This window comes from Stenotrophomonas sp. GW821-FHT09E08, from assembly GCF_059416125.1.
The window spans coordinates 74,306-97,442 of the sequence record NZ_JBWKOO010000006.1 but is presented as its reverse complement, the minus strand read 5'-3'; the positions used below and the strand labels follow the sequence as shown (position 1 = coordinate 97,442).

The window sequence follows — 23,137 nt, the reverse complement described above, 5'->3', positions numbered from 1 at the left end:
CGGTAGCGCCGGGCCATGCCCGGCGGAATGCCGGCCGGCTACAGCGCTTCCAGGCTGCACCACGGCAGTTGCGGCAGGCCCTGCCCGGCTACCGCAGCAGCCAGCTGCGCGTCGGCCCCCTGCACATCGATACCCTGCCGTGCATACCACGCCGGGTCGTAGTAGCTCTGCGCGTAGCGCTCACCGCTGTCGCACAGGATGCTGACGATGCTGCCCTGGTGGCCGGCCTCGCGCATCCACTGCGCAGCCTGCAGCACGCCGATGAAATTGGTACCGGTGGAGCCACCCACGCGTCGGCCGAGCTGGCGGCTGACATGGCGCATCGCGGCCAGGCTCAGTGCATCGGGCACCTTCACCATCGCATCCACACTGGTCGGAATGAAGCTCGGTTCCACCCGCGGCCGGCCGATACCTTCCACGCGCGAACCGCCGCTGCAGGTCAGGCCGCGCCAGTCCTGCTGGCCGGCCACGGCAGCCTGATAGCCATCGAAGAACACCGACACTTCCGGGTCCGCGCAGAGGATGCGGGTGTCATGCCGGCGGTAGCTGACATAGCGGCCCAGCGTGGCCGCGGTACCGCCGGTACCGGGGCTGCACACGATCCATTCCGGAACCGGGCTGGGCTCTTCGGCCATCTGCTTGAAGATGGATTCGGCGATGTTGTTGTTGGCGCGCCAGTCGGTGGCACGCTCGGCGTAGGTGAACTGATCCATGAAGTGGCCGCCGGTCTCGCGGGCCAGCTTCTCCGAATCACAGTTGAGATCGCAGGCGCGCTCGACCAGGTGGCAGCGGCCACCATGGAACTCGATCGCTGCGATCTTTTCCGGCGAGGTCGTGGCCGGAATCACCGCGATGAACGGCAGGCCCAGCAGACGCGCGAAATAGGCTTCGGACACCGCGGTCGAACCGCTGGATGCCTCGATCACCGGCCGCCCCTCGCGCAACCAGCCGTTGGTCAACGCATACAGGAACAGCGAGCGGGCCAGCCGGTGCTTGAGGCTGCCGGTGGGATGGCTCGATTCATCCTTCAGGTACACATCGATGCCCTCGAACCCGGGCAGCGCCAACGGGATCAGGTGGGTATCGGCGGAACGGTTGAAATCGGCTTCGATCTTGCGGATGGCGGCGGCCACCCATTCACGCTGCGACATGGCGGGCAATGGTCATCAGGACGGAACGGTGCGATCCAGCCATTGTACGTCGCGGTGCCGTCAGGTGCTGGCCGGTAGAATGAAGCTATCCGGCCGGCAACGGCCCTGTCTGAAGGACCTCCCCCATGACCATTCCCGCCCTGCGCGATGTCCCCGGCGTCGCCGCCCAGGCTCCGGCCGAAACCACCGGCTTCGTGTTCAACCACACCATGTTGCGGGTGAAGGACATCACCGCCTCGCTGGACTTCTACACCCGCGTGCTCGGCTACCAGCTGATCGACAAGCGCGACTTCGCCGAAGCCCAGTTCAGCCTGTACTTCCTGGCCTACGTACCGGCCGGCGCCGTGGTACCCGAGGATGACGACGCCCGTCGCGTGTGGATGGCCGGCCTGCCGGGCGTGCTGGAGCTGACCCACAACCACGGCACCGAGAGCCAGGACGGCGCGGTCTACCACGACGGCAACAGCGACCCGCGCGGCTTCGGCCACATCTGCGTGTCAGTGCCGGATATCGAGGCCGCCTGCCAGCGCTTCGAGGACCTGGGCGTGACCTTCCAGAAGCGCCTCACCGACGGCCGCATGAAGAACCTGGCCTTCATCAAGGACCCGGACGGCTACTGGGTCGAGATCATCTCCAACTGACCCCAAAAGGGGACGGAGGGGATCAAGTCGTTTCTGGCACTATTGGCCGGAAGCGACCTGATCCCCTCCGTCCCCTTTTTTTGCGAGGTTGGTATGGAAACGATGGAACTGCACCGCGGGCGACTGATCGACCACATCCAGCTGGTCGTACGCGACCTGGCCGCCAGCCGGCGTTTCTACCAGGCGGTGTTCGATACGATCGGCATCCCGATCGCCGGCGAAGGCGAGGATTACTTCTGGGCCGACGAGCTGTTCATTTCCAGCGCCAGCAGCGAAGCCGCCGCCGGCCAGCTGACCGGCCGCCACCACCTGGCGTTCCAGGCCCGCGACAGCGCCACCGTCGATGCCTTCCACACTGCGGCCATCGCTGCCGGAGGCAAGGACAACGGCGCACCCGGCGAGCGCCCCTACCACCCCGGTTACTACGGCGCGTTCGTGATTGATCCGGATGGCAACAACATCGAAGTGGTCTACCACGGCCCGGCGAACTACAGCGCCGACTCGGTGAAGGTCACTTTCTGATTCCACCGAAGCCGTGAACGAAGAAGCCGGGCAATGCCCGGCTTCTCTCGTTCCGACAATGGAGTCCTCAGTGGGCCGCCATGTAGATGTCCTGCAGCACGGCCTTTTCCAGCTCCAGCTCGCCCAGCAGGTTCTTCACGATGTCGCCCAGGCTGAGGATGCCCACCAGGAGCGTGCCTTCGGTGACCATCAGATGACGGCGCCGCGAGTACGTCATCAACGACATGGCCTGCTTCAGGGTCGCTTCCGGCGCAATACCTTCCAGGCCAGTGGACGGCAGGCTGGAAATCACCCGGCGGCCGGCCTGCGGGCCGTCGTCGGCCAGGGTACGCACGATGTCCTTTTCGGAAATGATGCCAACCGGGGCATCGTCCTTCATCACCACCAGCGCAGCGATCCTGTTCGCGCTCATCTTGTGGGCGGCGGCACCGATGGTGTCTTCGGCGTCGATGGTGATGACAGCTTCTTTCTTGGATTGCAGGAGTTCGCGGACGTTCATTCTTGTTTCCTGGTGCAGGTCACTGAAGTCAAAAAAGTGTGCTCTTCCGATACGCCCCCTCCCCGGGAACAGACCTTTCAGCGCACGTCTGGCGCACCCGCCTGCCGCTTGGAATGAATCGGCAGACGTCGTGCTGCAACGCGAACGAGGTGGGCTCAACGGCTCAACCCGACCCTCGGTCAAAGTGATTCTACGACTGCGACCATCGGTCACTACCGGCATCGATAGGACAGTTCGTCGTGGGAACCAACTGACGATCCAGAGAATGGCACCGTGGCTGAAACCGCCGCTGAATACAGGCGATGTCGCGCATTAAAGATTGATTGCCGGCTGCCGACAGCGGACAGAACACCCGGCGGCTGTCCCACTTGCCACGGTTACCGGCGCAAACGAAAGGGGCCCACGTGGGGCCCCTTCGCATGCAGTATCCAATGGATCCGGCGGGGTTACTCCACCGTCACGCTCTTGGCGAGGTTGCGCGGCTTGTCCACGTCGGTGCCACGCGCCAGTGCGGTGTGATATGCCAGCAGCTGCACCGGGATGGTGTGCACGATCGGGCTGAGCACGCCGGCATGGCGCGGCGTGCGGATCACATGCACGCCCTCGGACTCGTTGAAGTTGCTGTCCTGGTCGGCAAACACAAACAGCTCGCCGCCACGGGCGCGCACTTCCTGCATGTTCGACTTCACCTTTTCCAGCAGGCTGTCGTTGGGCGCGATCACCACCACCGGCATGTCCTCGTCCACCAGCGCCAGCGGGCCATGCTTCAGCTCACCCGCCGGATAGGCCTCGGCGTGGATATAGGAGATTTCCTTCAGCTTGAGCGCGCCTTCCAGCGCGATCGGGTAATGCAGGCCACGGCCCAGGAACAGCGCACTGCTCTTGCGCGCGAAACGCTCGGCCCAGGCAGCGATCTGCGGCTCCATGTTCAGCGCGTGCTGCACGCTGCCCGGCAGGAAGCGCAACTGCTCCAGGTAGTCCGCTTCCTGCGCCGCGTCGATGCGGCCATGCAGCTTGCCCAGCACTACGGTCAGCTGGAACAGCGCGGCCAGCTGGGTGGTGAAGGCCTTGGTCGAGGCCACGCCGATCTCGGCGCCGGCGCGGGTGTAGCAGACCAGTTCGCTGGCGCGCGGGATCGCACTCTCCGGCACGTTGCAGATCGACAGCGTGTGCTTGTGGCCCAGCGACTTGGCGTACTTCAGCGCCTCCATCGTATCCAGCGTTTCGCCGGACTGGGAAATGGTGACGATCAGGTGCTTCGGGTTCGCATAGGCGGCGCGATAGCGGTACTCGCTGGCAATCTCCACGCTGCACGGCAGGCCGGCAATGGCTTCGATCCAGTAACGCGCGGTCAGGCCGGCGTAGTAGCTGGTGCCGCAGGCGATGATCTGCACGCCTTCGATGCCCGACAGCACGGCCTCGGCATTCTTGCCGAACAGCTCGGCCGGGAAACCACCGGCGTCGATTGCCGCCTCGATGGTATCGCCCAGCGCACGCGGCTGTTCGTGGATTTCCTTCTGCATGAAGTGGCGGTACGGGCCCAGCTCCAACGACGCCAGCGACACGTCGGACAGGTGCACGTCGCGCTCGACCGGCTGGTCATGCTCATCGAAGATGCGCACGCCGTCGCGGCGGATTTCGGCGGTGTCGCCCTCCTCCAGGAAGATCACCTTGCGGGTGGCCGACAGCACCGCCGAAACGTCGGACGCGACGAAGTTCTCGCCCTCGCCCAGACCGATCAGCAACGGGCAACCCATCCGCGCGCACACGAAGCGCTCCGGTTCGGCGCGGCTGACCACGGCCAGAGCGTAGGCACCGGTCAGTTCCTTCACGGTGCGCTGCAGCGCCACCAGCAGGTCATCGCCGTCCTTCAGGTGATGGTGGATCAGGTGCGCGATGACTTCGGTATCGGTCTGCGACTCGAAGCTGTAGCCCAGCGCACGCAGCTTCTCGCGCTGCTCTTCGTGGTTCTCGATGATGCCGTTGTGCACCAGCGCCACGCCGTGGCTGATGTGCGGATGCGCGTTGGCCTCGGTGACACCGCCATGGGTGGCCCAGCGCGTATGGCCGATGCCCAGCACTGCATTGAAGCCCTCGGCCTCGGCCGCAGTGGCCATTTCCGAAACGCGACCGGTGCGACGCACGCGGCGTACATCCCGGCGCTCACCCTGGTCGATCACCGCGATACCGGAGGAATCGTAACCACGGTACTCAAGCCGCTTCAGGCCTTCGATCAGCACCGGCACTACGTCGCGATCAGCGATCGCACCTACGATTCCACACATGTCAGGCGTTTCCTTGAAGACGATCGGCGCATTCTAGCCTGCGCGTCCGGCGTCGCCCTCCTGTCCGCTTAATGAAAGTGTCCGGAAAGGTGTCCGCGGACACGCGGACACTTTTCGCACCCATCCAAATCATTGAACTGAAAGGAAATAAAGTTGGCATGCATCGTGCTTGTATCGGGTACCACCCAGGCACCACCGACAGGCACGCATCGATGATCCGCGACACCTCCGCACAGGACCAGATCGTTTCCTCCGCCCCGGCAGGCACCACCCGCGCCTCCTGGCAGCGCTACCGCTGGCCGGCGCTTGCCGCCATCGCACTGCTGGCCGGCATTGGCTGGGCGGTACATGCCTGGTCCAATGCCAGCCGTTCCTTCGACAGCAGCCGCGTGCGCATCGCCGAAGTGAAGCGCGGCGACCTGGTCCGCGACATTGCTGCCGACGGCCGCGTGATCGCTGCCAACAGCCCGATTCTGTATGCCATCTCGGCCGGTACCGTGGACCTGAAGGTGGTCGCCGGCGACGTGGTCAAGAAGGGACAGGAACTGGCGGTCATCGACAGCCCGGAACTGCGCAGCAAGCTGGCCCAGGAACAGGCCACCCTGGCCGGCCTGGAGGCTGAATCGAGCCGGGCCGCACTGGACGCCACCCTGGCCCGCGCCAAGTCGCGCAAGGAAACCGATCAGGCCACCATCGAACGGCAGGCCGCCGACCGTGACCTGCAGCGCTACCAGCGCGGCTATGACGGCGGCGCGGTGCCGCAGATCGACCTGGCCAAGGCCAAGGACTCGCTGAAGAAGGCCGACATCACCCTGGCCAACGCCACCATCGATGCCCGCCTGCAGAGCCAGGGCGCGGACCTGGATGCCCGCAACAAGCGCCTGCTGGCCGATCGCCAGAAGGCGGTGGTGGCCGAGGTGCAGCGCCAGGTCGACGCGCTGACCCTGCGCGCACCGTTCGACGGCCAGGTCGGCCAGGTGCAGGCCATCCAGTCCACCAACCTGGCCGCCAACGCGCCGGTGCTGGGCGTGGTTGACCTGTCCAAGTTCGAAGTCGAGATCAAGGTGCCGGAGAGCTTCGCGCGCGACCTGGCGATCGGCATGCCGGCGCAGCTGACCGGCGGCAACGGCAAGCCGTTCCCGGGCGAGATCAGTGCGGTGTCGCCGGAAGTGGTCAACGGCGAGGTCAACGCCCGCGTGCGCTTCGCCAGCGCGCAGCCGGAAGGCCTGCGCCAGAGCCAGCGGATGTCGGTGCGCGTGCTGCTCGATACCCGCAAGGACGTGCTGAAGGTCGAGCGCGGCCCGTTCGTCGAGCAGGGCAACGGCATCGCCTACGTGATGGATGGCCGCACCGCGGTGCGCCGTCCGGTGGAACTGGGCGTCAGCAGCCTGGGCGAAGTGGAAATCAAGTCGGGTGTGCAGCCGGGGGACCGCATCGTGGTCTCCGGCAGCGACCTGTTCAAGGACGCCGAACGCGTCTCCGTCAACTGATACCTGATACCTGAATCCTGGAGAGAGGACACCCCATGTACATGCTCGAAATGCGTTCGGTCGCCAAGGTCTTCCGCACCGAACAGGTGGAAACCCATGCGTTGCGCTCGCTGGAACTGCAGGTCAAGGAAGGCGAGTTCGTCGCTGTCACCGGCCCGTCCGGCTCCGGCAAGACCACCTTCCTCAACATCGCCGGTCTGCTGGAAACCTTCACCAGCGGCACCTACATGCTCGACGGCCAGGACGTGAGCAAGCTCGGCGACGATGCGCGCAGCCGCCTGCGCAACCAGAAGATCGGCTTCATCTTCCAGGGCTTCAACCTGATCCCCGACCTGAACCTGTTCGACAACGTCGACGTGCCGCTGCGCTATCGGAAGATGAGCGCCAACGAGCGCCGCGAACGTATCGAGAAGGCGCTGAGCCAGGTCGGCCTCGGCTCGCGCATGAAGCACTATCCGAATGAACTGTCGGGCGGCCAGCAGCAGCGCGCGGCCATCGCACGCGCCCTGGCCGGCAGCCCGCGCCTGTTGCTGGCCGACGAACCGACCGGCAACCTGGACACGCAGATGGCCCGCGGCGTGATGGAACTGCTGGAAGAGATCAACGCCGCTGGCACCACCATCGTGATGGTCACCCATGATCCGGAACTGGCCGCCCGCGCGCAGCGCAACGTGCACATCGTCGATGGCCAGGTGACCGACCTGGTGCGCGAGCCGGTGCTGGCCACCCCGCCGCGTCACATCGTCGCCGTCAACGAGTGAGGGCCCGACCATGTTCGCCTACTACGCCCGACTGGCGGTGCGCAGCTTCCGCCGCAACAAGGTACTGACCGCGCTGATGGTGGTTGCCATCGCGCTGGGCATCGGCGCCTCGATGACCACTTTGACTGTGTTCCATGTACTGTCCGGCGACCCGATTCCCGGCAAGAGCGACCGCCTGTTCTACGTCCAGCTGGATGCGGCAACCGGCGCCTATGTCGCCGGCGAGGAGCCGGAAACCCAGTTGACCCGGTTCGACGGTGAAGCGCTGCTGCGCGAGGCCAAGGGTGAGCGCCAAGCCCTGATGAGCGGCGGCGGTGGCACCATTGAGCCGAACAACAGCACGCTCAAGCCCTTCAGCATCGACACCCGCTGGACGTCGGCCGACTTCTTCCCGATGTTCGAGGTTCCCATGCAGTACGGCCGCCCCTGGACGCGCGAGGATGACAACGCCCGCGCCCGCGTGGTGGTCATCTCCAAGGCACTCAACGACAAGCTGTTCCAGGGTGCCAACAGCGTGGGGCGTGACGTGCGCATGGAAGGCCAGAGCTATCGCGTGGTCGGCGTCATGAAGGAGTGGAGCCCGAAGCCGCACTTCTACGATCTGACCACGGGCAGCTTCGGCAAGGACGAAGATCTGCTGCTGCCGATCTCCACTTCGTTCGACCTGAAGCTGGGCAACAACGGCAACATGAACTGTTTCGGTGAGAACCCCGACGGCAACAGCTACTCGCTCAATGCACCGTGCGCCTGGCTGCAGTACTGGGTGGAACTGGACCCGGCCAAGGCCGCCGACTATCGCCGCTACCTGGAGAACTATTCGACACAGCAGCGCGAGGCTGGCCGCTTCAAGCACCCGCCGAACGTGCGCCTGCGCACCGTGATGGAATGGCTGGACTTCAACGGCGCGGTGCCCAGCGACGTGCGCCTGCAGCTGTGGCTGGCCCTGGGCTTCCTCGGCGTCTGCCTGGTCAACACGGTGGGCCTGCTGCTGGCCAAGTTCCTGCGCCGCAGCGGTGAGATCGGTGTGCGCCGTGCCCTCGGTGCCAGTCGTGGCCAGATCTTCCTGCAGTGCCTGGTGGAAGCCGGCGCGGTCGGCGTGGTCGGTGGCGTGCTGGGTATCGGCCTGGCCCTGCTCGGCCTGTTCGCGGTGCGCCAGCAACCGGTGGAGTACGCCAAGCTGGCCCACCTGGACGGCAACATGCTGCTGCTCGCACTGGGCCTGACCCTGTTTGCCAGCCTCGCCGCCGGTTTCCTGCCTGCATGGCGCGCCATGCAGGTCACCCCGGCCATCCAGCTCAAGTCGCAGTAAGTACGAGAACGAGGACTCCCATGGACATCCGCCCCATCCTCAGCACCCTGCGCCGGCACAAGACCGCGGCCGCCCTGATCGTGCTGGAAGTCGCGCTGACCTGCGCCATCGTCTGCAACGCGCTGTTCCTGGTCAGCCAGCGCGTCGACAAGATCAGCATGCCCAGTGGCATCGCCGAGAACGAACTGGTGATGGTGCGCGTCAGCGGCATCGGCGAGCAGACCAACGCCATGGCCCGCACCCGCGAAGACCTGGCCTCGCTGCGTGCCATTCCCGGCGTCACCAGCGCCACCATCATCAACCAGGTTCCGTTCCGCATTGGGTCCTCCAGCAGCAGCATCTCGCGTGAGCTCGACCAGGAGCGCCCGACCACGAATGCCTCGATGTACACCCTGTCCGAAGGTGGATTGGGAACCATGGGCATCAACCTGATCGCGGGTCGTGATTTCCTGCCCAGCGAGTACAAGGACATGAAGGAAGCGAGCAAGGGCGGCGCCAAGGAACAGGCGATTCCGGTGATCCTCACCCAGGCCACTGCCGCCAAGATGGAGCCCAACGGCAGCGCACTGAACAAGACCTACTACATGGGCAAGCAGCCCCTGAATGTGGTCGGCATCGTCGACACCCTCAGCACGCCCAATGGCTGGAATGACAACTGGACCAACTCGATGCTGCTGCCGCTGCGCCGCAGCTTCGATGAAGGTGGCACCTATGTACTGCGCACCGACCCTGCGCGCCGCGAGGAAGTGCTCAACGCCGCCGCCACAACACTGGAACGCAATGATCCCAACCGGCTGATGCGCGACAAGCTGACCTATGAAGACCAGCGCAAGGACTTCTTCAAGAACGATCGCGCGATGGTCGGCCTGCTGATCACGGTCAGCATCTCGTTGCTGGTGGTCACCGCACTGGGCATCATCGGCCTGGCCAGCTTCTGGGTGCAGCAGCGCAGCAAGCAGATCGGCATCCGCCGCGCACTGGGCGCCACCCGTGGGCAGATCCTGCGCTACTTCCAGACCGAGAACTTCCTGCTGGCCACGCTGGGCATCGTGCTGGGCATGCTCGCTGCCTATGCGATCAACCTTGCACTGATGAACATGTACGAGCTGCCACGCATGCCGCTGTACTACCTGCCGCTGGGCGCGCTGCTGCTGTGGGTGCTGGGCCAGATCGCGGTGTTCGGGCCGGCCCGGCGTGCTGCAGCCGTCCCGCCTGCGGTCGCCACCCGGGGCGCGTGAGATGCGCGCCCACTGGATGCTGCTGGTGATGCTCCTGCCACTGCCGGCACTGGCCGGCGGTGGCAACTCGCAGACGCTGGAATGGCGCCAGGATGATGCACGGCTGGCACTGCGCTCGACCGAGGGCCAGGTGCATGTAGAGGCTGCCAGCCCGACAGCCCGCTTCGGCGTACGCAGCGGCGATCGCATCCTGCGCGTGGACGACACTGCGGTGCGCCAGGTCGAGCACCTTGCCGGCGCCCTGCGCCACTCCACCGGCCCCACCGTCTATCTGTTGCTGCGCCGCGACAGGCGCGAAATGACAGTCCCGGTGAATGCGGCTGCCTGGCGCCTGGCGCTGGTCGCTCCGCCTCCACCGGCACCACCCCCTCCGCCAGCGCGGCGCTGACCCCGCCTGCCCCTGCGGCCACGGGTTTGGCTATGCTTGATGGGTGGCGCCGGGCTCTCCCGGTGCATGGACACGATCGGCTCCATCGGCGCCGCCCATCCCTTTCTGCAGAACCGCTTGATGCCTTCGATCCTGATCATCGACGACAACGCCAGTGTAGGCACCGCACTGGATGTGCTGTTCTCCCTGCACGACATCGACACCCTGCAGGCGCAGAGCCCGTCCGAAGGGCTGGCCCTGCTCGAGTCGCAGCCGGTCGACCTGGTGATCCAGGACATGAACTTCAGCGAGGACACTACCTCCGGCGAAGAAGGTGAGGCCTTGTTCGCGCAGATCCGCGCACGCCATCCTGACCTGCCGGTGATCCTGCTGACCGCCTGGACCCACCTCAGCAGCGCGGTGGACCTGGTCAAGGCCGGTGCCGCCGACTACCTGGCCAAGCCATGGGACGACCGCAAGCTGCTGACCACCGTCAACAACCTGCTGGAACTGTCCGAGGCGCGTCGCGAACTGGACCGGCGCCGCAGCCGTGAACTGCGTCAGCGCAATGCGCTGGAAGAGAAGTACGACCTGTGCGGCGCGGTCTTTGCCGATCCGGCCAGTGAGCGCGTCATTGCCCTGGCCTGCCAGGTCGCGCGCTCGGAACTGCCGGTGCTGATCACCGGCCCCAATGGTGCCGGCAAGGAAAAGATCGCGCAGATCATCCAGGCCAATTCGCTGGTGGCCAAAGGACCGTTCATCACAGTCAACTGCGGTGCGCTGCCGTCGGAACTGATCGAGGCCGAACTGTTCGGTGCCGAGGCCGGTGCCTACACCGGCGCCAACAAGGCACGCGAAGGCAAGTTCGAAGCCGCCGATGGTGGCACCCTGTTCCTGGATGAGATCGGCAACCTGTCGCTGGGCGGGCAGATGAAGCTGCTGCGTGTGCTCGAAACAGGCCGCTTCGAGCGCCTGGGCTCCAACCGCGAGCGCCAGGTCAAGGTGCGCGTGGTCAGTGCGACCAACGCCGACCTGCCAGCGATGATCCGCGAGGGCAGCTTCCGCGAAGACCTCTATTACCGCCTCAACACGGTGGAACTGGTGCTGCCCCCGCTGGCCGAGCGTCCGGGCGACATCGTGCCGCTGGCCGAGCGCTTCCTGACCGCTGGCAAACCCCTGTCCAGTGCCGCCACCGCAGCCCTGCAGCGGCACCCTTGGCCGGGCAACGTGCGCGAGCTGCGCAACGTGATCCAGCGCGCCGAACTGCTGGCCACCGGCAATCGCATCGAAGTCGCCGATCTCAACCTGCCGCGCGCAGCCGCCGCTCCGCGCCCGACGCCCAGTGTGGGCAATGATCCCGACCGCGCGCGCATCGAAGACGTACTGGCGCGCAACCACGGCGTCATCGCCCAGGCCGCCGCCGAACTCGGCCTGAGCCGGCAGGCGCTGTACCGGCGGATGGATCGCCACGGCATCCCTCGCGAATGAAACGGCGCTCGTTCACCTTCCGACTGTTCCTGCGCCTGCTGCCAGTGCTGGCGCTGGCCGCTGCCTTGCCGTGGCTGCTGGCGTACTGGATGGACCATGGCTGGGTGGTCACCACGGTATCGGCGCTGGTCCTGCTGTCGCTGATGTGGTGGACCCTGCGTCGCGCCACCGCGCCGGTACGTTCGCTGATGCGCGCCCTGTCCGGCACCACCAGCAGCTACCGCGATGGCGAGTACAACTTCGGCGTGTACTGGCCCGGCAACGATGAACTGGGTGACCTGGTGGAAGCCCACCGCGAGCTGGGTGATGTGCTGCGCGCGCAGCGACAGGGCCTGGTGCAGCGCGAGCTGCTGCTGGACACCATGGTGCAGAACACGCCAGTGGCAATGCTGCTGATCGCCTCCGGCGGTGATGGCATCGCCCGCGTGGTGTTCTCCAACCTGGCCGCGCGCAAGCTGCTGCACGGCGGCTGGAAACTGGAAGGCCAACGTCTGGAAGAAGTGCTGGAACAGGTGCCGGTGGAGCTGCGCGATGCCATCGCCCGTGGCGGCGACAGTCTGTTCGCGGTGCACGCCGAGGGAGAGGATGGTGACGAGGACGACGAGCAGGTCTACCACCTGTCGCGGCGCGCCTTCCAGCTCAATGGCCGACCGCATGACCTGCTGCTGGTGCGTCTGCTGACCGCCGAGCTGCGCCGCCAGGAAGTTCAGACCTGGAAGAAGGTGATCCGGGTGATCAGCCACGAGCTCAACAACTCGCTGGCGCCGATCGCATCGCTGGCCCACTCCGGCGGCGTGCTGGTGCAGCGCGAACGCTTTGATCGGCTGCCGGAGATCTTCACCACCATCGAAGACCGTGCGCGCCACCTGGAAGGTTTCATCCGCGGCTATGCGCGCTTTGCCAAGCTGCCGCAGCCGCAGTTGCAGACCGTGCACTGGGCACCGTTCCTGTCCAGCATGCGCCAGCAGATCCCGTTCGGCATGGAGCACGAGCCGGATGAAGAGCTGTGCAGCCGCATCGATATCGCGCAGTTCGGGCAGGCGCTGTTGAACCTGCTGAAGAATGCACATGAAGCCTGCGCCGAGGCTGATCCGCCGAACGACGATGTGCAGGTGCAGCTGACGCGGTTGCCGCAGTGGCTGCGCCTGGACGTGCTCGACCGTGGCAAGGGCATGAACGAGCAGGTGCTGCAGAACGCGCTGATGCCGTTCTATTCGACCAAGCGCAACGGCACCGGATTGGGCCTGGCTTTGACCCGCGAGATCGTGGAAGCGCATGGCGGCCGGGTGTCACTACAGAACCGCGGCGATGGCGGGTTGTGCGTGTCGATCCTGTTGCCGGTGGGCTGAGCGGGTTTCCCGGCAGCTGCCGACCTTGGTCGGCCTGTCAGTAGATCCACGCCATGCGTGGATATGCCGACCAAGGTCGGCAGCTACTAAACGCGCCGCATCGCCACCCGCAGATGCATCGGAAACCCCAGCGCGGCCTCTTCAGCCATCACGGCGCGCAGGCCATCGCTCCACTCCGCCTGCGGCACTACCGCGAATCCTTCGCTTGCATAGAAGTCCGCATTCCACGGTACATCGGACAACGTGGTCAGCACTGCCGCCGGGTAACCAAGCGCTTTGGCCTCGCCCAATGCATGCCGCAGCAACGCGCGGCCGTGGCCGCGCCGGGCATGCATGGGGTCCACGTCCATCTGCAGCACATGGAACTCACCGCACAGTTCGCCGGCCAGCAGGTAACCCGCGATGCCGCCATCAGCTGCATCCACCACCCACAACTGACCGCGCTGCAGGCCCTCCTGCAGGGTCTGCAGGTCCAACCCATGGCCGGCGAACACCGTGTAGGCCGGGTGGCCCTTCAGCAGTTCGCCAGCACGTCGCTCGATCGCAGGCAGCACCCCGAGCTCATCGGCGCGTGCTGCACGTGGCTCAGGGCTTTTTGAGCGGGCGCTTCCAGCCATCGATGGTTTCCTGTCGTGCACGTGCCAGGGTCAGCTTGCCATCCGGGGCGTCGCGGGTGATGACCGAACCGGCGGCAATCGTCGCGCTGTCGCCAATGGTCACCGGTGCTACCAGCGAACTGTTGGAGCCGATGAAGGCGTTGTCGCCGATGGTGGTGGTCGACTTGTTCACGCCGTCGTAGTTGCAGGTGATGGTGCCGGCACCGATGTTCACCTTGCTACCGATCACCGCGTCGCCCAGGTAGGTCAGGTGGTTGGCCTTGCTGCCAACACCGAGGGTGACTTTCTTGGTCTCGACGAAGTTGCCCACGTGCACACCGTCGGCCAGCACGGTACCCGGGCGTAGCCGCGCGAACGGCCCCACCAGCGCAGCACCTTCGGTGACCACGCCTTCCAGGTCACAATGCGCGCGCACTTCGGTGCCCGGGCCGAGGTTGACGTCCTTCAGCCGGTTGAACGGTCCGATGGTCACGCCATCGCCCAGCACGATGTTGCCCTCGAGCACAACGTCAACATCGATCAGCACGTCGCTGCCGACACTGACAGTACCGCGGATGTCCAGGCGTGCCGGGTCACGCACGCGCGCCCCCTGCGCGCACAAAGCGCGCACCGCGCGGCGCTGCCAGGCACGCTCCAGCTGCGAAAGCTGCCAGGGATCGTTCGCCCCTTCGGCTTCCTGTGCATCAGCCACCAGCGCCATCTCGGCCGGGGTGTACTCATGCGCGGCGAAGGCGAACACGTCGGTGAGGTAGTACTCGCCCTGTGCATTGCTGTTCGACAACTGCGACAGCCAACGGCGCAGCGCGGTGGATTCGGCGGCGATGATGCCGGTGTTGATCGTGCGTACGCGCAGCTGGTCGTCGTTGGCGTCCTTCTGCTCAACGATCGAGCCGACCTTGCCCTCGGCGTCGCGCAGCACGCGGCCGTAACCGGTCGGGTCTTCGACATCGGCGACCAGCACGGCCAGCCGGCCCGGCTGCGCCAGCAGGTCGCGCAGGGTCTGCGCTCGGATCAGCGGCACGTCGCCATACAGCACAAGCACCTGGGCCGCATCCGGAACCTGCGGCATCGCCTGGGCCACCGCATGGCCGGTACCCAGCTGCTGCGCCTGTTCAGCCCATTGCAGGTCGGGCTGGTCAGCGAAGTGCTGGCGCACCGCTTCACCACCATGGCCATAGACCACATGGATCGCCGCCGGTTCCAGTTCGCGGGCGGCCGCGATCACGTGTGCCAGCATCGGCTGGCCGGCGATCGGCTGCAGCACCTTCGGCAGCACCGACTTCATGCGCTTGCCCGCGCCAGCGGCGAGGATGATGACGTGCAGGGGTTGGGTCATGGAAACGGCAGTCCGTGGTTCGTTGCCGATGATTCTAGAGCGTGGGCCGTTAACATGTGCATCCCACCTCCTTCACCGTACCAATGGGCCTCGTCCGCCAGGGAAGCACCTATCTCATCATCGGGCTCTTGCAGCTGCTGCTCGACTGGCTGGTGTTCGTCGCCGCGACCGCGCTGGGCCTGCCCGTGGTGCCAGCAAACATTGCCGGTCGCCTGGCCGGGATGCTGCTGGGCTTCTGGCTCAACGGCCGTTACACCTTTGCCGAGGCAGGCACGCACAAACTGGGCTGGAGGCGCTTCGCGCGCTTCTTCGGGCTGTGGCTGCTGTTGACCGTGGCCAGCACGTTGCTGGTAAGCCTGGTCGACCACACACTGGGCCTGCAGTACACCTGGCTGGCCAAGCCACTGGTGGAAGGCGGGCTGGCCGGCGTGTCCTTCCTGCTGATGCGCTACGTGGTGTATCGCTGACGCGGCGCAGGGATCGGGATCGGGATCGGGATCGGGATCGGGATCGGTAGAGTCGACTGTCAGTCGACTGCTCTTCCATCAGACCGCGAAAATCCCGCGCTGCGCGCGATAGTCGACTGACAGTCGACTCTACCCAGTCGGCCCTGCCCCACCAGCCAAACAAAAACGCCGGCACAGGGCCGGCGTTCTCGTGGGTACCGCGTGGACCTCAGTGCTTGAGGGTCTTGCGCAGGCGCTCCAGCGCCTGCAGCTGGACAACGGCCTCAGCCAGCTTCTGCTGGGCTTCGGCCACTTCCATCGCTTCGCCGCGGTTGGCCAGGATGCGCTCGGCTTCTTCCTTGGCCTTGCGGACCGAGGCTTCGTCGATGTCCTGCGCGCGGATCGCGGTGTCGGCCAGCACGGTCACGACCTGCGGCTGCACTTCCAGGATGCCGCCGGAAATGGCGAAATCCAGCTGCTCGCCGTTCGGCGTGGTCACCACCACCTTGCCCGGCTTCAGGCGGGTGATCAGCGGCGCGTGCTTGGGCGCGATGCCCAGTTCGCCCAGCTCACCGGTGGCCACGACCAGGGTCGCTTCACCACGGAAGATTTCCTGCTCGGCGCTGACGATGTCGCAACGGATGGTGCTCATGGAACTCTCTTCGCTAGGGGGCGGGTGTTACCCACCGCAGGGGTTTCCGCAGCGGTGGGCGCAGGCCCACCCCGTTTCACGGATGGGACAGGCCGAAACCCGTCCCCGCCGCATCAGGCCTTTTCGGCCATCTTCTTGGCCTTCTCGACCGCTTCTTCGATGCTGCCGACCATGTAGAACGCCTGTTCCGGCAGGTGGTCGTACTCGCCATCGACGATGGCCTTGAAGCCACGGATGGTGTCCTTCAGCGACACGTACTTGCCCGGCGAGCCGGTGAACACTTCGGCCACGTGGAACGGCTGGCTGAAGAAGCGCTCGATCTTGCGGGCGCGCGACACGGCCTGCTTGTCTTCTTCGGACAGTTCGTCCATGCCCAGGATGGCGATGATGTCCTTCAGTTCCTTGTACTTCTGCAGGGTCTGCTGGACGCGCTGGGCGGTGTCGTAGTGCTCGTGGCCGATGACCAGCGGGTCCATCTGGCGGCTGGTGGAATCCAGCGGATCGACTGCCGGGTAGATACCCAGCGAGGCGATCGAACGCGACAGGGTCACGGTCGAGTCAAGGTGGGCGAAGGTGGTCGCCGGCGACGGATCGGTCAAGTCATCCGCGGGAACGTAGACGGCCTGGATCGAGGTGATCGAACCGTTCTTGGTCGAGGTGATGCGTTCCTGCAGGACACCCATCTCCTCGGCCAGGGTCGGCTGGTAACCCACCGCCGACGGCATACGACCCAGCAGTGCCGACACTTCGGTACCGGCCAGGGTGTAGCGGTAGATGTTGTCGACGAACAGCAGGACGTCCTTACCCTTGCCGTTTTCGTCCTTCTCGTCGCGGAAGTACTCGGCCATGGTCAGGCCGGTCAGGGCGACGCGCAGACGGTTGCCCGGCGGCTCGTTCATCTGGCCGTACACCATCGCGACCTTGTCCAGGACGTTGGAGTCCTTCATTTCGTGGTAGAAGTCGTTGCCCTCACGGGTACGCTCACCCACGCCGGCGAACACGGACAGACCGCTGTGCGCCTTGGCGATGTTGTTGATCAGTTCCATCATGTTGACGGTCTTGCCGACGCCGGCGCCGCCGAACAGGCCGACCTTGCCGCCCTTGGCGAACGGGCACATCAGGTCGATGACCTTGATGCCGGTTTCCAGCAGCTCGGTGGCCGGGGACTGGTCTTCGTACGACGGCGCGTCGCGGTGGATTTCCCAGCTGTCGCTGGCGGCCACTGGGCCGGCTTCGTCGATCGGACGGCCAAGCACGTCCATGATGCGGCCCAGGGTACCGGCGCCGACCGGCACCGAGATGCCGCGACCGGTGTTGATCGCAACCAGGTTGCGCTTCAGGCCGTCGGTGGAACCCAGCGCGATGCAACGGACCACGCCGTCGCCCAGCTGCTGCTGGACTTCAAGGGTGATCTCGGTGTTTTCCACCTTCAGTGCGTCATACACCTTCGGCACCGACTCACGCGGGAATTCGACGTCGACGACGGCGCCGATGATCTGAACGATCTTGCCCTGACTCATTGCTGCATCCTCTAAATGTGTGCTTTGAACGAACGCGGTCAGACTGCTGCCGCGCCGCCGACGATTTCGGAAATTTCCTGGGTGATCGCTGCCTGGCGCGCCTTGTTGTAGACGAGCTGCAGATCGCCGATCAGCTTGTTGGCGTTGTCGCTGGCCGACTTCATCGCGACCATGCGCGCGGCATGTTCGGACGCGACGTTTTCCAGCAGCGCCTGGTACACCAGCGATTCGATGTAACGCGTCATCACGTGCTCGAGCACGGTCGCGGCATCGGGTTCGTACAGGTAGTCCCAGTCGTGATGGGCGACCTGCTTCTCGGCGGCCGGCAACGGCAACAGCTGATCGAAGCTGGCCTTCTGCGTCATCGTGTTGATGAAGCGGTTGTAGACCAGGTACACGCGATCGATCTTGCCTTCGGTGAAGGCATCGAGCATGACCTTGATCACGCCGATCAGCGATTCCAGCTTCGGTACGTCACCAATGTGGGTCACGCTGCCGACCATGTTGACCTTGACCCGGCGGAAGAAGGTCGACGCCTTCTGGCCGATGGTCACCATGTCCACTTCGGCACCCTTGTCCTGCCAGGCCTTGGCTTCACCCAGGAGCTTGCGGAACAGGTTGTTGTTGAGGCCGCCAGCCAGGCCGCGATCGGAGGAGATCACGATGAAACCGACCCGCTTGACCTGCTCGCGCTCGACCAGGAACGGATGCTGGTAATCGGTGCTGGCCTGCGCCAGGTGGCCGATCACCTGCTTCATCGCCTGCGCGTACGGACGCGAGGTCTTCATCCGATCCTGCGCCTTGCGGATCTTGGAGGCCGAGACCATTTCCAGGGCGCGCGTCACCTTGCGGGTGTTCTGCACGCTCTTGATCTTGGTTTTGATTTCGCGTCCGCTTGCCATCTTTGATTCCCGTAGAGCGGGGCGATGCCCCGCTGCAATCAACGGTGTAGCGGGGCCAGGCCCCGCCACACGTCCGTCTTACCAGCTGCCGGTGGTCTTGAACTCGGCGATGCCCTTCTTGAAGGCACCTTCGATGTCGTTGTCCCAACCGCCGGTGGCGTTGACCTTGCCGATCAGCTCGCCCTGGGTGTTGGCGAAGTGGGCGTGCAGGCCTTCTTCAAACGCCAGCAGCTTGTTGACCGGCACGTCGTCGAGGTAGCCCTCGTTGACGGCGTAGATCGACAGCGCCTGGTTGGCGATCGACATCGGCGCGTACTGCTTCTGCTTCATCAGCTCGGTGACGCGCTGGCCACGCTCCAGCTGCTTGCGGGTCGCTTCGTCCAGGTCCGAGGCGAACTGCGCGAACGCAGCCAGCTCACGGTACTGGGCCAGCGAGATACGGATGCCGCCCGACAGCTTCTTGATGATCTTGGTCTGGGCCGAGCCACCGACGCGCGACACCGAGATACCGGCGTTCACGGCCGGGCGGATGCCGGCGTTGAACAGGTCGGTTTCCAGGAAGATCTGACCGTCGGTGATCGAGATCACGTTGGTCGGAACGAACGCGGAAACGTCGCCCGCCTGGGTTTCGATGATCGGCAGCGCGGTCAGCGAACCGGTCTTGCCGGTGACCTTGCCTTCGGTGAACTTCTCGACGTACTCCTCGGACACGCGGGCAGCGCGCTCGAGCAGACGGGAGTGCAGGTAGAACACGTCACCCGGGTAGGCTTCACGGCCCGGCGGGCGCTTCAGCAGCAGCGAGATCTGGCGGTAGGCCACGGCCTGCTTGGACAGATCGTCGTACACGATCAGCGCGTCTTCGCCGCGGTCCATGAAGTACTCACCCATGGTGCAGCCCGAGTAGGCGCTGATGTACTGCATGGCAGCCGATTCGGAGGCAGTGGCGGCGACCACGACGGTGTGCGCCAGCGCGCCGTTCTCTTCCAGCTTGCGCACGATGTTGGCGATGGTCGAAGCCTTCTGGCCGATCGCAACGTACACGCACTTGATGCCGGTGCCCTTCTGGTTGATCACCGCATCGATGGCCATCGCGGTCTTGCCGGTCTGGCGGTCACCGATGATCAGCTCGCGCTGGCCACGGCCGATCGGAATCATCGAGTCGACCGACTTGTAACCGGTCTGCACCGGCTGGTCGACCGACTTGCGCCAGATCACGCCCGGTGCAACGCGCTCCACCGGAGCGGTCAGGTCGGTACCCAGCGGGCCCTTGCCATCGATCGGCTCGCCCAGGGCGTTGACGACGCGGCCCAGCAGTTCCGGACCGACCGGCACTTCCAGGATGCGGCCGGTGGTCTTGGCAACGTCGCCTTCGCGCAGGTGCTCGTAGCCGCCCAGGACCACGGCGCCGACCGAGTCGCGCTCCAGGTTCAGGGCCAGGGCGAAGCTGTTGTTCGGCAGTTCGATCATTTCGCCCTGCATCACGTCGGCCAGACCGAAGATGCGCACGATGCCGTCGGACACGCTGGTCACGGTGCCTTCGTTGCGCGATTCCGCGGCCAGCTTGACCTTCTCGATGCGGTTCTTGATCAGTTCGCTGATTTCGGAGGGGTTGAGCGTGGTTGCCATCGTCAAGTCCTAGTGCCGGCAGCGGGGCCGGACGTTAAATGAATTCAGTTAGCGAGCGCGGTCTGCAGACGGGCCAGCTTGCCCTTCAGCGAACCATCGATGACCACGTCACCGGCGTCGATCACGGCGCCACCGATCAGCGAGGCGTCGACCGCGGTGGTCACTTCGACCTCGCGGTTGAAGCGCTTGCGCAGCGCGACCTTGATCGCGTCCAGTTCACCGGCCGAGAGTTCGGCGGCAGAGGTCACGTTGGCCTTGACCACGTGCTCGGCATCGGCGCGCAGGGCGTCGAACATGCCGGAGATTTCCGGCAGCAGCGGCAGACGATGCGATTCGGCCAGGATGGCCAGGAAGCGCGAGTAGGTCTCGCCGTGGGTCACCGGCGCCAGCAGGGCGACGGCGGCGTCACGGCCCAGCTCCGGGTTGGCGAGCAGGGCCGCCACGCGCGGGTCGGCGGCGACGTGGGCGGAGAACGCGAGGGCATCCGACCACGGCGCGAACGCGCCTTCGTCGCGCGCGGTCGCGAACGCGGCGCGGGCGTACGGGCGGGCAAGCGTGAGGGCCTGGCTCATCCTTAGATCTCCGAGGCCAGCTCGTCGAGCAGCGCCTTGTGGGCGTTGGCGTCGATTTCGCGCTTGAGCAGCTTTTCGGCACCGGTCACGGCCAGCGCGGACACCTGCTTGCGCAGATCTTCACGGGCACGGTTGGCGGCGGCGTCGATCTCGGCCTGGGCCAGATCCTTCTGACGGGTGGCTTCGGTGATCGCTTCGGTACGGGCAGCATCAACGATCTGGTTGGCACGCGCGTGGGCCTGATCGATGATCTCGTTGGCCTTGGTGCGGGCTTCCTTCAGCGCTTCGTTGACCTTCTCCTGCGCCTGGGCCAGATCTTTCTGGCTGCGGTCGGCAGCAGCGAGGCCTTCAGCAATCTTCTGCTGGCGCTCTTCGATCGCGTTCATCAGCGGCGGCCAGATCTTGGTCGCGATGATCCAGATGAGACCAGCGAAGGCGAGCGCCTGCGCAAGAAGGGTGAAATTGATATTCATGGTTAGCTCGATCGCTGGTTTCGGGGTGGACGCGCCGCCGAAGCGGCGCATCCGGCCTTCATCCGAAACCGGGTGCATCAGCACCCGGTCGTCTCAAACCGCTGTATCAGCCGGCCAGAGCCTTGGTGACGGCGCCAGCAAAGGCAGCCGACAGCGGGTTGGCGAAGGCCAGCAGCAGGCCGACGGCGACCGAGATGATGAACGCGGCGTCGATCAGGCCAGCGGTGATGAACATGCGCACCTGCAGGACCGGGATCAGTTCCGGCTGGCGGGCGGCCGACTCCAGGAACTTACCAGCCATGATGGCCAGACCCAGACCGGCGCCCAGCGCGGCCAGGCCGATCATGATGCCGACGGCAAGGGCGGTGGAGCTCTGAATCTGCGCGAAGTTGGTCAGGACGGCGAAGTACATGGTTATCTCCAGGAACTTAAGTTGCTAAGGGTGATGAAACGGATGAAGGTTGAAACGCGTTGAAGCTTGAAACTCAGTGAGCGTCTTCCGACAGGCTCAGGTACACGATCGACAGCATCATGAAGATGAAGGCCTGCAGCGGGATCACCAGCAGGTGGAACAGCATCCAGCCGAGGCCGAACGCACCACCGGCAATGGCACCGAAGAAACCGGCACCACCCAGCACCCAGATCAGCAGGAACACGATTTCGCCGCCGAACATGTTGCCGAACAGTCGCATCGCCAGCGAGATCGGCTTGCTCAGCCACTCGACGATGTTGAGGATCAGGTTGAACGGCATCATCCACTTGCCGAACGGCGCCGTCAGGAATTCCTTGATGAAGCCGAGCAGGCCCTTGGACTTCAGCGCGAAGAAAAGCATCAGGAAGAACACGCTGAAGGCCATGCCCAGGGTGGCATTGACGTCAGCGGTCGGCACCGGCTTCCAGTAGTGGACGCCCGCCCATTCCAGCGGCTTGGCGATGAAATCGGCCGGGATCATCTTCAGCAGATTCATCATCAGGATCCAGAAGAAGATCGTGATGGCGATCGGCGTCACCAGCTTGCTCTTGCCGTGGTAGGTGTCCTTGGCCTGGCGATCGACGAACTCCAGGCAGATTTCCACGAAAGCCTGCCACTTGCCCGGCACGCCGGCGGTGGCCTTGCGGGTTCCCAGCCAGAACGCGACAACAATCACCAGGCCCATCAGGACCGCGGTGAGGAAGGTGTCGACGTGGATGTGCCAGAACATACCCTCACCCTTGCCGACCGGCGCGGTCAGGTTTTGCAGGTGATGCTGGATGTAGCTGGTAGGGGTTAGAGCCTCGCCCGCCATGTGTCCGGAACCTTCAGTTAATTGAATTCTGTCAACGCCTGGCCATGGCCAGGACCTGGAACATCAGACCGACGGCGATACCGGCCAACAGCGCCAATGCAGGCAGCTTGAAGACCAGGAACCCCACCAGCAGGACGCCGAATACCACTACCCACTTGGCGACGATCGCAATGATCAGGCGAGCCATCGCCGATCCTGCGCCCAGTGCCCCCCCGCCCAGTGCCATCCGTGCCGCAACCCAGCCACCGGCCGAAATGGCCACACCGGACGCCAGCGCGCCGAGGGCATACTTCGGACCAACCAGCAGGAAGGCCAGGGCCAGGACAGCCACTGCGGCCAGCGGGTAGACCGCGGCGCGCAGCATCAGTCGCCGACCCGCATCAACGGAGTTCAGCACAGGACGTCCCGCGTGGTTGCAAGTGGAAGGCTGAGGCGGCTACAGCAAGGGGGGCCTCATCGAGCCGCCAAATTATAGCAATGGGACAATTTGCGAGACAACCGCTGCCTGTTCATCCCGGGAAGCCGCAAGTTGCGGTAGCGCTTACATTTTTGCGTGCCACCCGGGGGACAATGACGTCCGCGCGATGTTGCAGCGCAGTATTGAACT

At 65.1% G+C, this 23,137-nt stretch carries 24 protein-coding genes; 10 read left to right on the top strand and 14 right to left on the bottom strand.

Annotated elements, in window-relative coordinates:
- Window positions 1-38: 38 nt before the first annotated feature.
- Entirely contained in the window at window positions 39-1,151 is a 1,113-nt protein-coding gene (locus AC07M7_RS10025) for a PLP-dependent cysteine synthase family protein (protein ID WP_046984989.1), read from the bottom strand.
- 125 nt (window positions 1,152-1,276) lie between these two features.
- On the opposite strand from AC07M7_RS10025, the gene gloA reads away from it, so the two are divergent.
- Window positions 1,277-1,792, top strand: a complete 516-nt coding sequence (gene gloA / locus AC07M7_RS10020) for a lactoylglutathione lyase (protein ID WP_136639044.1) — start codon at window positions 1,277-1,279, stop codon at window positions 1,790-1,792.
- A gap of 93 nt (window positions 1,793-1,885) precedes the next feature.
- Window positions 1,886-2,314, top strand: coding sequence for a VOC family protein (locus tag AC07M7_RS10015; RefSeq protein ID WP_046984987.1), 429 nt, complete (start codon window positions 1,886-1,888; stop codon window positions 2,312-2,314).
- A 67-nt stretch (window positions 2,315-2,381) separates the two neighbouring features.
- Here the strand turns inward: AC07M7_RS10015 and AC07M7_RS10010 are convergent, their stop codons facing one another.
- The gene (locus AC07M7_RS10010; protein ID WP_046984986.1) at window positions 2,382-2,813 is read right to left on the bottom strand and encodes a CBS domain-containing protein; all 432 of its coding nucleotides are present in this window, start codon (window positions 2,811-2,813) and stop codon (window positions 2,382-2,384) included.
- A 446-nt stretch (window positions 2,814-3,259) separates the two neighbouring features.
- Window positions 3,260-5,098, bottom strand: a complete 1,839-nt coding sequence (gene glmS / locus AC07M7_RS10005) for a glutamine--fructose-6-phosphate transaminase (isomerizing) (protein ID WP_046984985.1) — start codon at window positions 5,096-5,098, stop codon at window positions 3,260-3,262.
- 212 nt (window positions 5,099-5,310) lie between these two features.
- On the opposite strand from glmS, the gene AC07M7_RS10000 reads away from it, so the two are divergent.
- From AC07M7_RS10000 to AC07M7_RS09970, 7 genes are all read left to right on the top strand, one after another.
- Window positions 5,311-6,588 (top strand): efflux RND transporter periplasmic adaptor subunit, encoded by a 1,278-nt coding sequence (locus AC07M7_RS10000; protein ID WP_046984984.1) that lies wholly within the window; start codon window positions 5,311-5,313, stop codon window positions 6,586-6,588.
- Between the two features lie 35 nt (window positions 6,589-6,623).
- Window positions 6,624-7,349, top strand: a complete 726-nt coding sequence (locus tag AC07M7_RS09995) for an ABC transporter ATP-binding protein (protein ID WP_006394322.1) — start codon at window positions 6,624-6,626, stop codon at window positions 7,347-7,349.
- 10 nt (window positions 7,350-7,359) lie between these two features.
- Complete coding sequence (locus tag AC07M7_RS09990; protein WP_495207304.1) at window positions 7,360-8,658, top strand: ABC transporter permease; 1,299 nt, start codon at window positions 7,360-7,362, stop codon at window positions 8,656-8,658.
- A 20-nt stretch (window positions 8,659-8,678) separates the two neighbouring features.
- A complete protein-coding gene (locus tag AC07M7_RS09985; protein ID WP_495207303.1) occupies window positions 8,679-9,896 on the top strand; it encodes an ABC transporter permease in 1,218 nt (405 codons plus the stop codon).
- 1 nt (window position 9,897) lies between these two features.
- Complete coding sequence (locus AC07M7_RS09980) at window positions 9,898-10,284, top strand: PDZ domain-containing protein (protein WP_046984981.1); 387 nt, start codon at window positions 9,898-9,900, stop codon at window positions 10,282-10,284.
- Between the two features lie 120 nt (window positions 10,285-10,404).
- Window positions 10,405-11,751, top strand: coding sequence for a sigma-54-dependent transcriptional regulator (locus AC07M7_RS09975; RefSeq protein ID WP_253078350.1), 1,347 nt, complete (start codon window positions 10,405-10,407; stop codon window positions 11,749-11,751).
- Window positions 11,748-13,100: an ATP-binding protein gene (locus AC07M7_RS09970; RefSeq protein ID WP_046984980.1), complete on the top strand. Its 1,353-nt coding sequence runs from the start codon at window positions 11,748-11,750 to the stop codon at window positions 13,098-13,100. Before AC07M7_RS09975 ends, AC07M7_RS09970 begins: the two co-directional genes overlap by 4 nt.
- A gap of 86 nt (window positions 13,101-13,186) precedes the next feature.
- Here the strand turns inward: AC07M7_RS09970 and AC07M7_RS09965 are convergent, their stop codons facing one another.
- Together AC07M7_RS09965 and glmU are read right to left on the bottom strand one after the other, a co-directional pair.
- A complete protein-coding gene (locus tag AC07M7_RS09965; RefSeq protein ID WP_046984979.1) occupies window positions 13,187-13,717 on the bottom strand; it encodes a GNAT family N-acetyltransferase in 531 nt (176 codons plus the stop codon).
- Window positions 13,686-15,053 (bottom strand): bifunctional UDP-N-acetylglucosamine diphosphorylase/glucosamine-1-phosphate N-acetyltransferase GlmU, encoded by a 1,368-nt coding sequence (glmU, locus tag AC07M7_RS09960; protein WP_337302222.1) that lies wholly within the window; start codon window positions 15,051-15,053, stop codon window positions 13,686-13,688. The genes AC07M7_RS09965 and glmU overlap by 32 nt, the downstream gene beginning before the upstream one ends.
- An 83-nt stretch (window positions 15,054-15,136) precedes the next feature.
- Here glmU and AC07M7_RS09955 point away from each other — a divergent pair, with 83 nt between their 5' ends.
- Entirely contained in the window at window positions 15,137-15,520 is a 384-nt protein-coding gene (locus AC07M7_RS09955; RefSeq protein WP_495207302.1) for a GtrA family protein, read from the top strand.
- A gap of 208 nt (window positions 15,521-15,728) precedes the next feature.
- On the opposite strand, the gene AC07M7_RS09950 is transcribed toward AC07M7_RS09955, so the two are convergent.
- From AC07M7_RS09950 to AC07M7_RS09910, 9 genes are all read right to left on the bottom strand, one after another.
- Complete coding sequence (locus tag AC07M7_RS09950) at window positions 15,729-16,151, bottom strand: F0F1 ATP synthase subunit epsilon (protein WP_005411127.1); 423 nt, start codon at window positions 16,149-16,151, stop codon at window positions 15,729-15,731.
- A 113-nt stretch (window positions 16,152-16,264) separates the two neighbouring features.
- Complete coding sequence (atpD, locus tag AC07M7_RS09945; RefSeq protein ID WP_046984975.1) at window positions 16,265-17,671, bottom strand: F0F1 ATP synthase subunit beta; 1,407 nt, start codon at window positions 17,669-17,671, stop codon at window positions 16,265-16,267.
- Between the two features lie 38 nt (window positions 17,672-17,709).
- Window positions 17,710-18,573 (bottom strand): F0F1 ATP synthase subunit gamma, encoded by an 864-nt coding sequence (gene atpG, locus AC07M7_RS09940; protein WP_006394538.1) that lies wholly within the window; start codon window positions 18,571-18,573, stop codon window positions 17,710-17,712.
- A gap of 78 nt (window positions 18,574-18,651) precedes the next feature.
- The gene (gene atpA, locus AC07M7_RS09935; protein WP_046984974.1) at window positions 18,652-20,199 is read right to left on the bottom strand and encodes a F0F1 ATP synthase subunit alpha; all 1,548 of its coding nucleotides are present in this window, start codon (window positions 20,197-20,199) and stop codon (window positions 18,652-18,654) included.
- A gap of 44 nt (window positions 20,200-20,243) precedes the next feature.
- Window positions 20,244-20,771 carry a F0F1 ATP synthase subunit delta gene (locus tag AC07M7_RS09930; protein ID WP_495207301.1) on the bottom strand — a complete coding sequence of 176 codons (528 nt, stop codon included), beginning with the start codon at window positions 20,769-20,771 and terminating at the stop codon, window positions 20,244-20,246.
- 2 nt (window positions 20,772-20,773) lie between these two features.
- Entirely contained in the window at window positions 20,774-21,244 is a 471-nt protein-coding gene (locus AC07M7_RS09925) for a F0F1 ATP synthase subunit B (RefSeq protein WP_012512170.1), read from the bottom strand.
- 106 nt (window positions 21,245-21,350) lie between these two features.
- A complete protein-coding gene (gene atpE / locus AC07M7_RS09920) occupies window positions 21,351-21,656 on the bottom strand; it encodes a F0F1 ATP synthase subunit C (protein ID WP_005411133.1) in 306 nt (101 codons plus the stop codon).
- A gap of 73 nt (window positions 21,657-21,729) precedes the next feature.
- The gene (gene atpB / locus AC07M7_RS09915; protein WP_295382031.1) at window positions 21,730-22,530 is read right to left on the bottom strand and encodes a F0F1 ATP synthase subunit A; all 801 of its coding nucleotides are present in this window, start codon (window positions 22,528-22,530) and stop codon (window positions 21,730-21,732) included.
- Window positions 22,531-22,561: 31 nt separating this feature from the next.
- Window positions 22,562-22,927 (bottom strand): hypothetical protein, encoded by a 366-nt coding sequence (locus AC07M7_RS09910; RefSeq protein ID WP_211195204.1) that lies wholly within the window; start codon window positions 22,925-22,927, stop codon window positions 22,562-22,564.
- Window positions 22,928-23,137 lie beyond the last annotated feature (210 nt).

Coding starts and splice junctions, on each gene's coding strand:
- AC07M7_RS09950 (WP_005411127.1), bottom strand. CDS start 16,151: ATGAGCACCATCCGTTGCGACATCGTCAGCGCCGAGCAGGAAATCTTC.
- AC07M7_RS10015 (WP_046984987.1), top strand. CDS start 1,886: ATGGAAACGATGGAACTGCACCGCGGGCGACTGATCGACCACATCCAG.
- AC07M7_RS09985 (WP_495207303.1), top strand. CDS start 8,679: ATGGACATCCGCCCCATCCTCAGCACCCTGCGCCGGCACAAGACCGCG.
- AC07M7_RS09975 (WP_253078350.1), top strand. CDS start 10,405: ATGCCTTCGATCCTGATCATCGACGACAACGCCAGTGTAGGCACCGCA.
- gloA (WP_136639044.1), top strand. CDS start 1,277: ATGACCATTCCCGCCCTGCGCGATGTCCCCGGCGTCGCCGCCCAGGCT.
- atpG (WP_006394538.1), bottom strand. CDS start 18,573: ATGGCAAGCGGACGCGAAATCAAAACCAAGATCAAGAGCGTGCAGAAC.
- atpE (WP_005411133.1), bottom strand. CDS start 21,656: ATGTACTTCGCCGTCCTGACCAACTTCGCGCAGATTCAGAGCTCCACC.
- AC07M7_RS09965 (WP_046984979.1), bottom strand. CDS start 13,717: ATGGCTGGAAGCGCCCGCTCAAAAAGCCCTGAGCCACGTGCAGCACGC.
- AC07M7_RS09990 (WP_495207304.1), top strand. CDS start 7,360: ATGTTCGCCTACTACGCCCGACTGGCGGTGCGCAGCTTCCGCCGCAAC.
- AC07M7_RS09995 (WP_006394322.1), top strand. CDS start 6,624: ATGTACATGCTCGAAATGCGTTCGGTCGCCAAGGTCTTCCGCACCGAA.
- glmU (WP_337302222.1), bottom strand. CDS start 15,053: ATGACCCAACCCCTGCACGTCATCATCCTCGCCGCTGGCGCGGGCAAG.
- AC07M7_RS09980 (WP_046984981.1), top strand. CDS start 9,898: ATGCGCGCCCACTGGATGCTGCTGGTGATGCTCCTGCCACTGCCGGCA.
- atpB (WP_295382031.1), bottom strand. CDS start 22,530: ATGGCGGGCGAGGCTCTAACCCCTACCAGCTACATCCAGCATCACCTG.
- atpA (WP_046984974.1), bottom strand. CDS start 20,199: ATGGCAACCACGCTCAACCCCTCCGAAATCAGCGAACTGATCAAGAAC.
- AC07M7_RS09925 (WP_012512170.1), bottom strand. CDS start 21,244: ATGAATATCAATTTCACCCTTCTTGCGCAGGCGCTCGCCTTCGCTGGT.
- AC07M7_RS10010 (WP_046984986.1), bottom strand. CDS start 2,813: ATGAACGTCCGCGAACTCCTGCAATCCAAGAAAGAAGCTGTCATCACC.
- AC07M7_RS10000 (WP_046984984.1), top strand. CDS start 5,311: ATGATCCGCGACACCTCCGCACAGGACCAGATCGTTTCCTCCGCCCCG.
- AC07M7_RS09955 (WP_495207302.1), top strand. CDS start 15,137: ATGGGCCTCGTCCGCCAGGGAAGCACCTATCTCATCATCGGGCTCTTG.
- glmS (WP_046984985.1), bottom strand. CDS start 5,098: ATGTGTGGAATCGTAGGTGCGATCGCTGATCGCGACGTAGTGCCGGTG.
- atpD (WP_046984975.1), bottom strand. CDS start 17,671: ATGAGTCAGGGCAAGATCGTTCAGATCATCGGCGCCGTCGTCGACGTC.
- AC07M7_RS10025 (WP_046984989.1), bottom strand. CDS start 1,151: ATGTCGCAGCGTGAATGGGTGGCCGCCGCCATCCGCAAGATCGAAGCC.
- AC07M7_RS09930 (WP_495207301.1), bottom strand. CDS start 20,771: ATGAGCCAGGCCCTCACGCTTGCCCGCCCGTACGCCCGCGCCGCGTTC.
- AC07M7_RS09970 (WP_046984980.1), top strand. CDS start 11,748: ATGAAACGGCGCTCGTTCACCTTCCGACTGTTCCTGCGCCTGCTGCCA.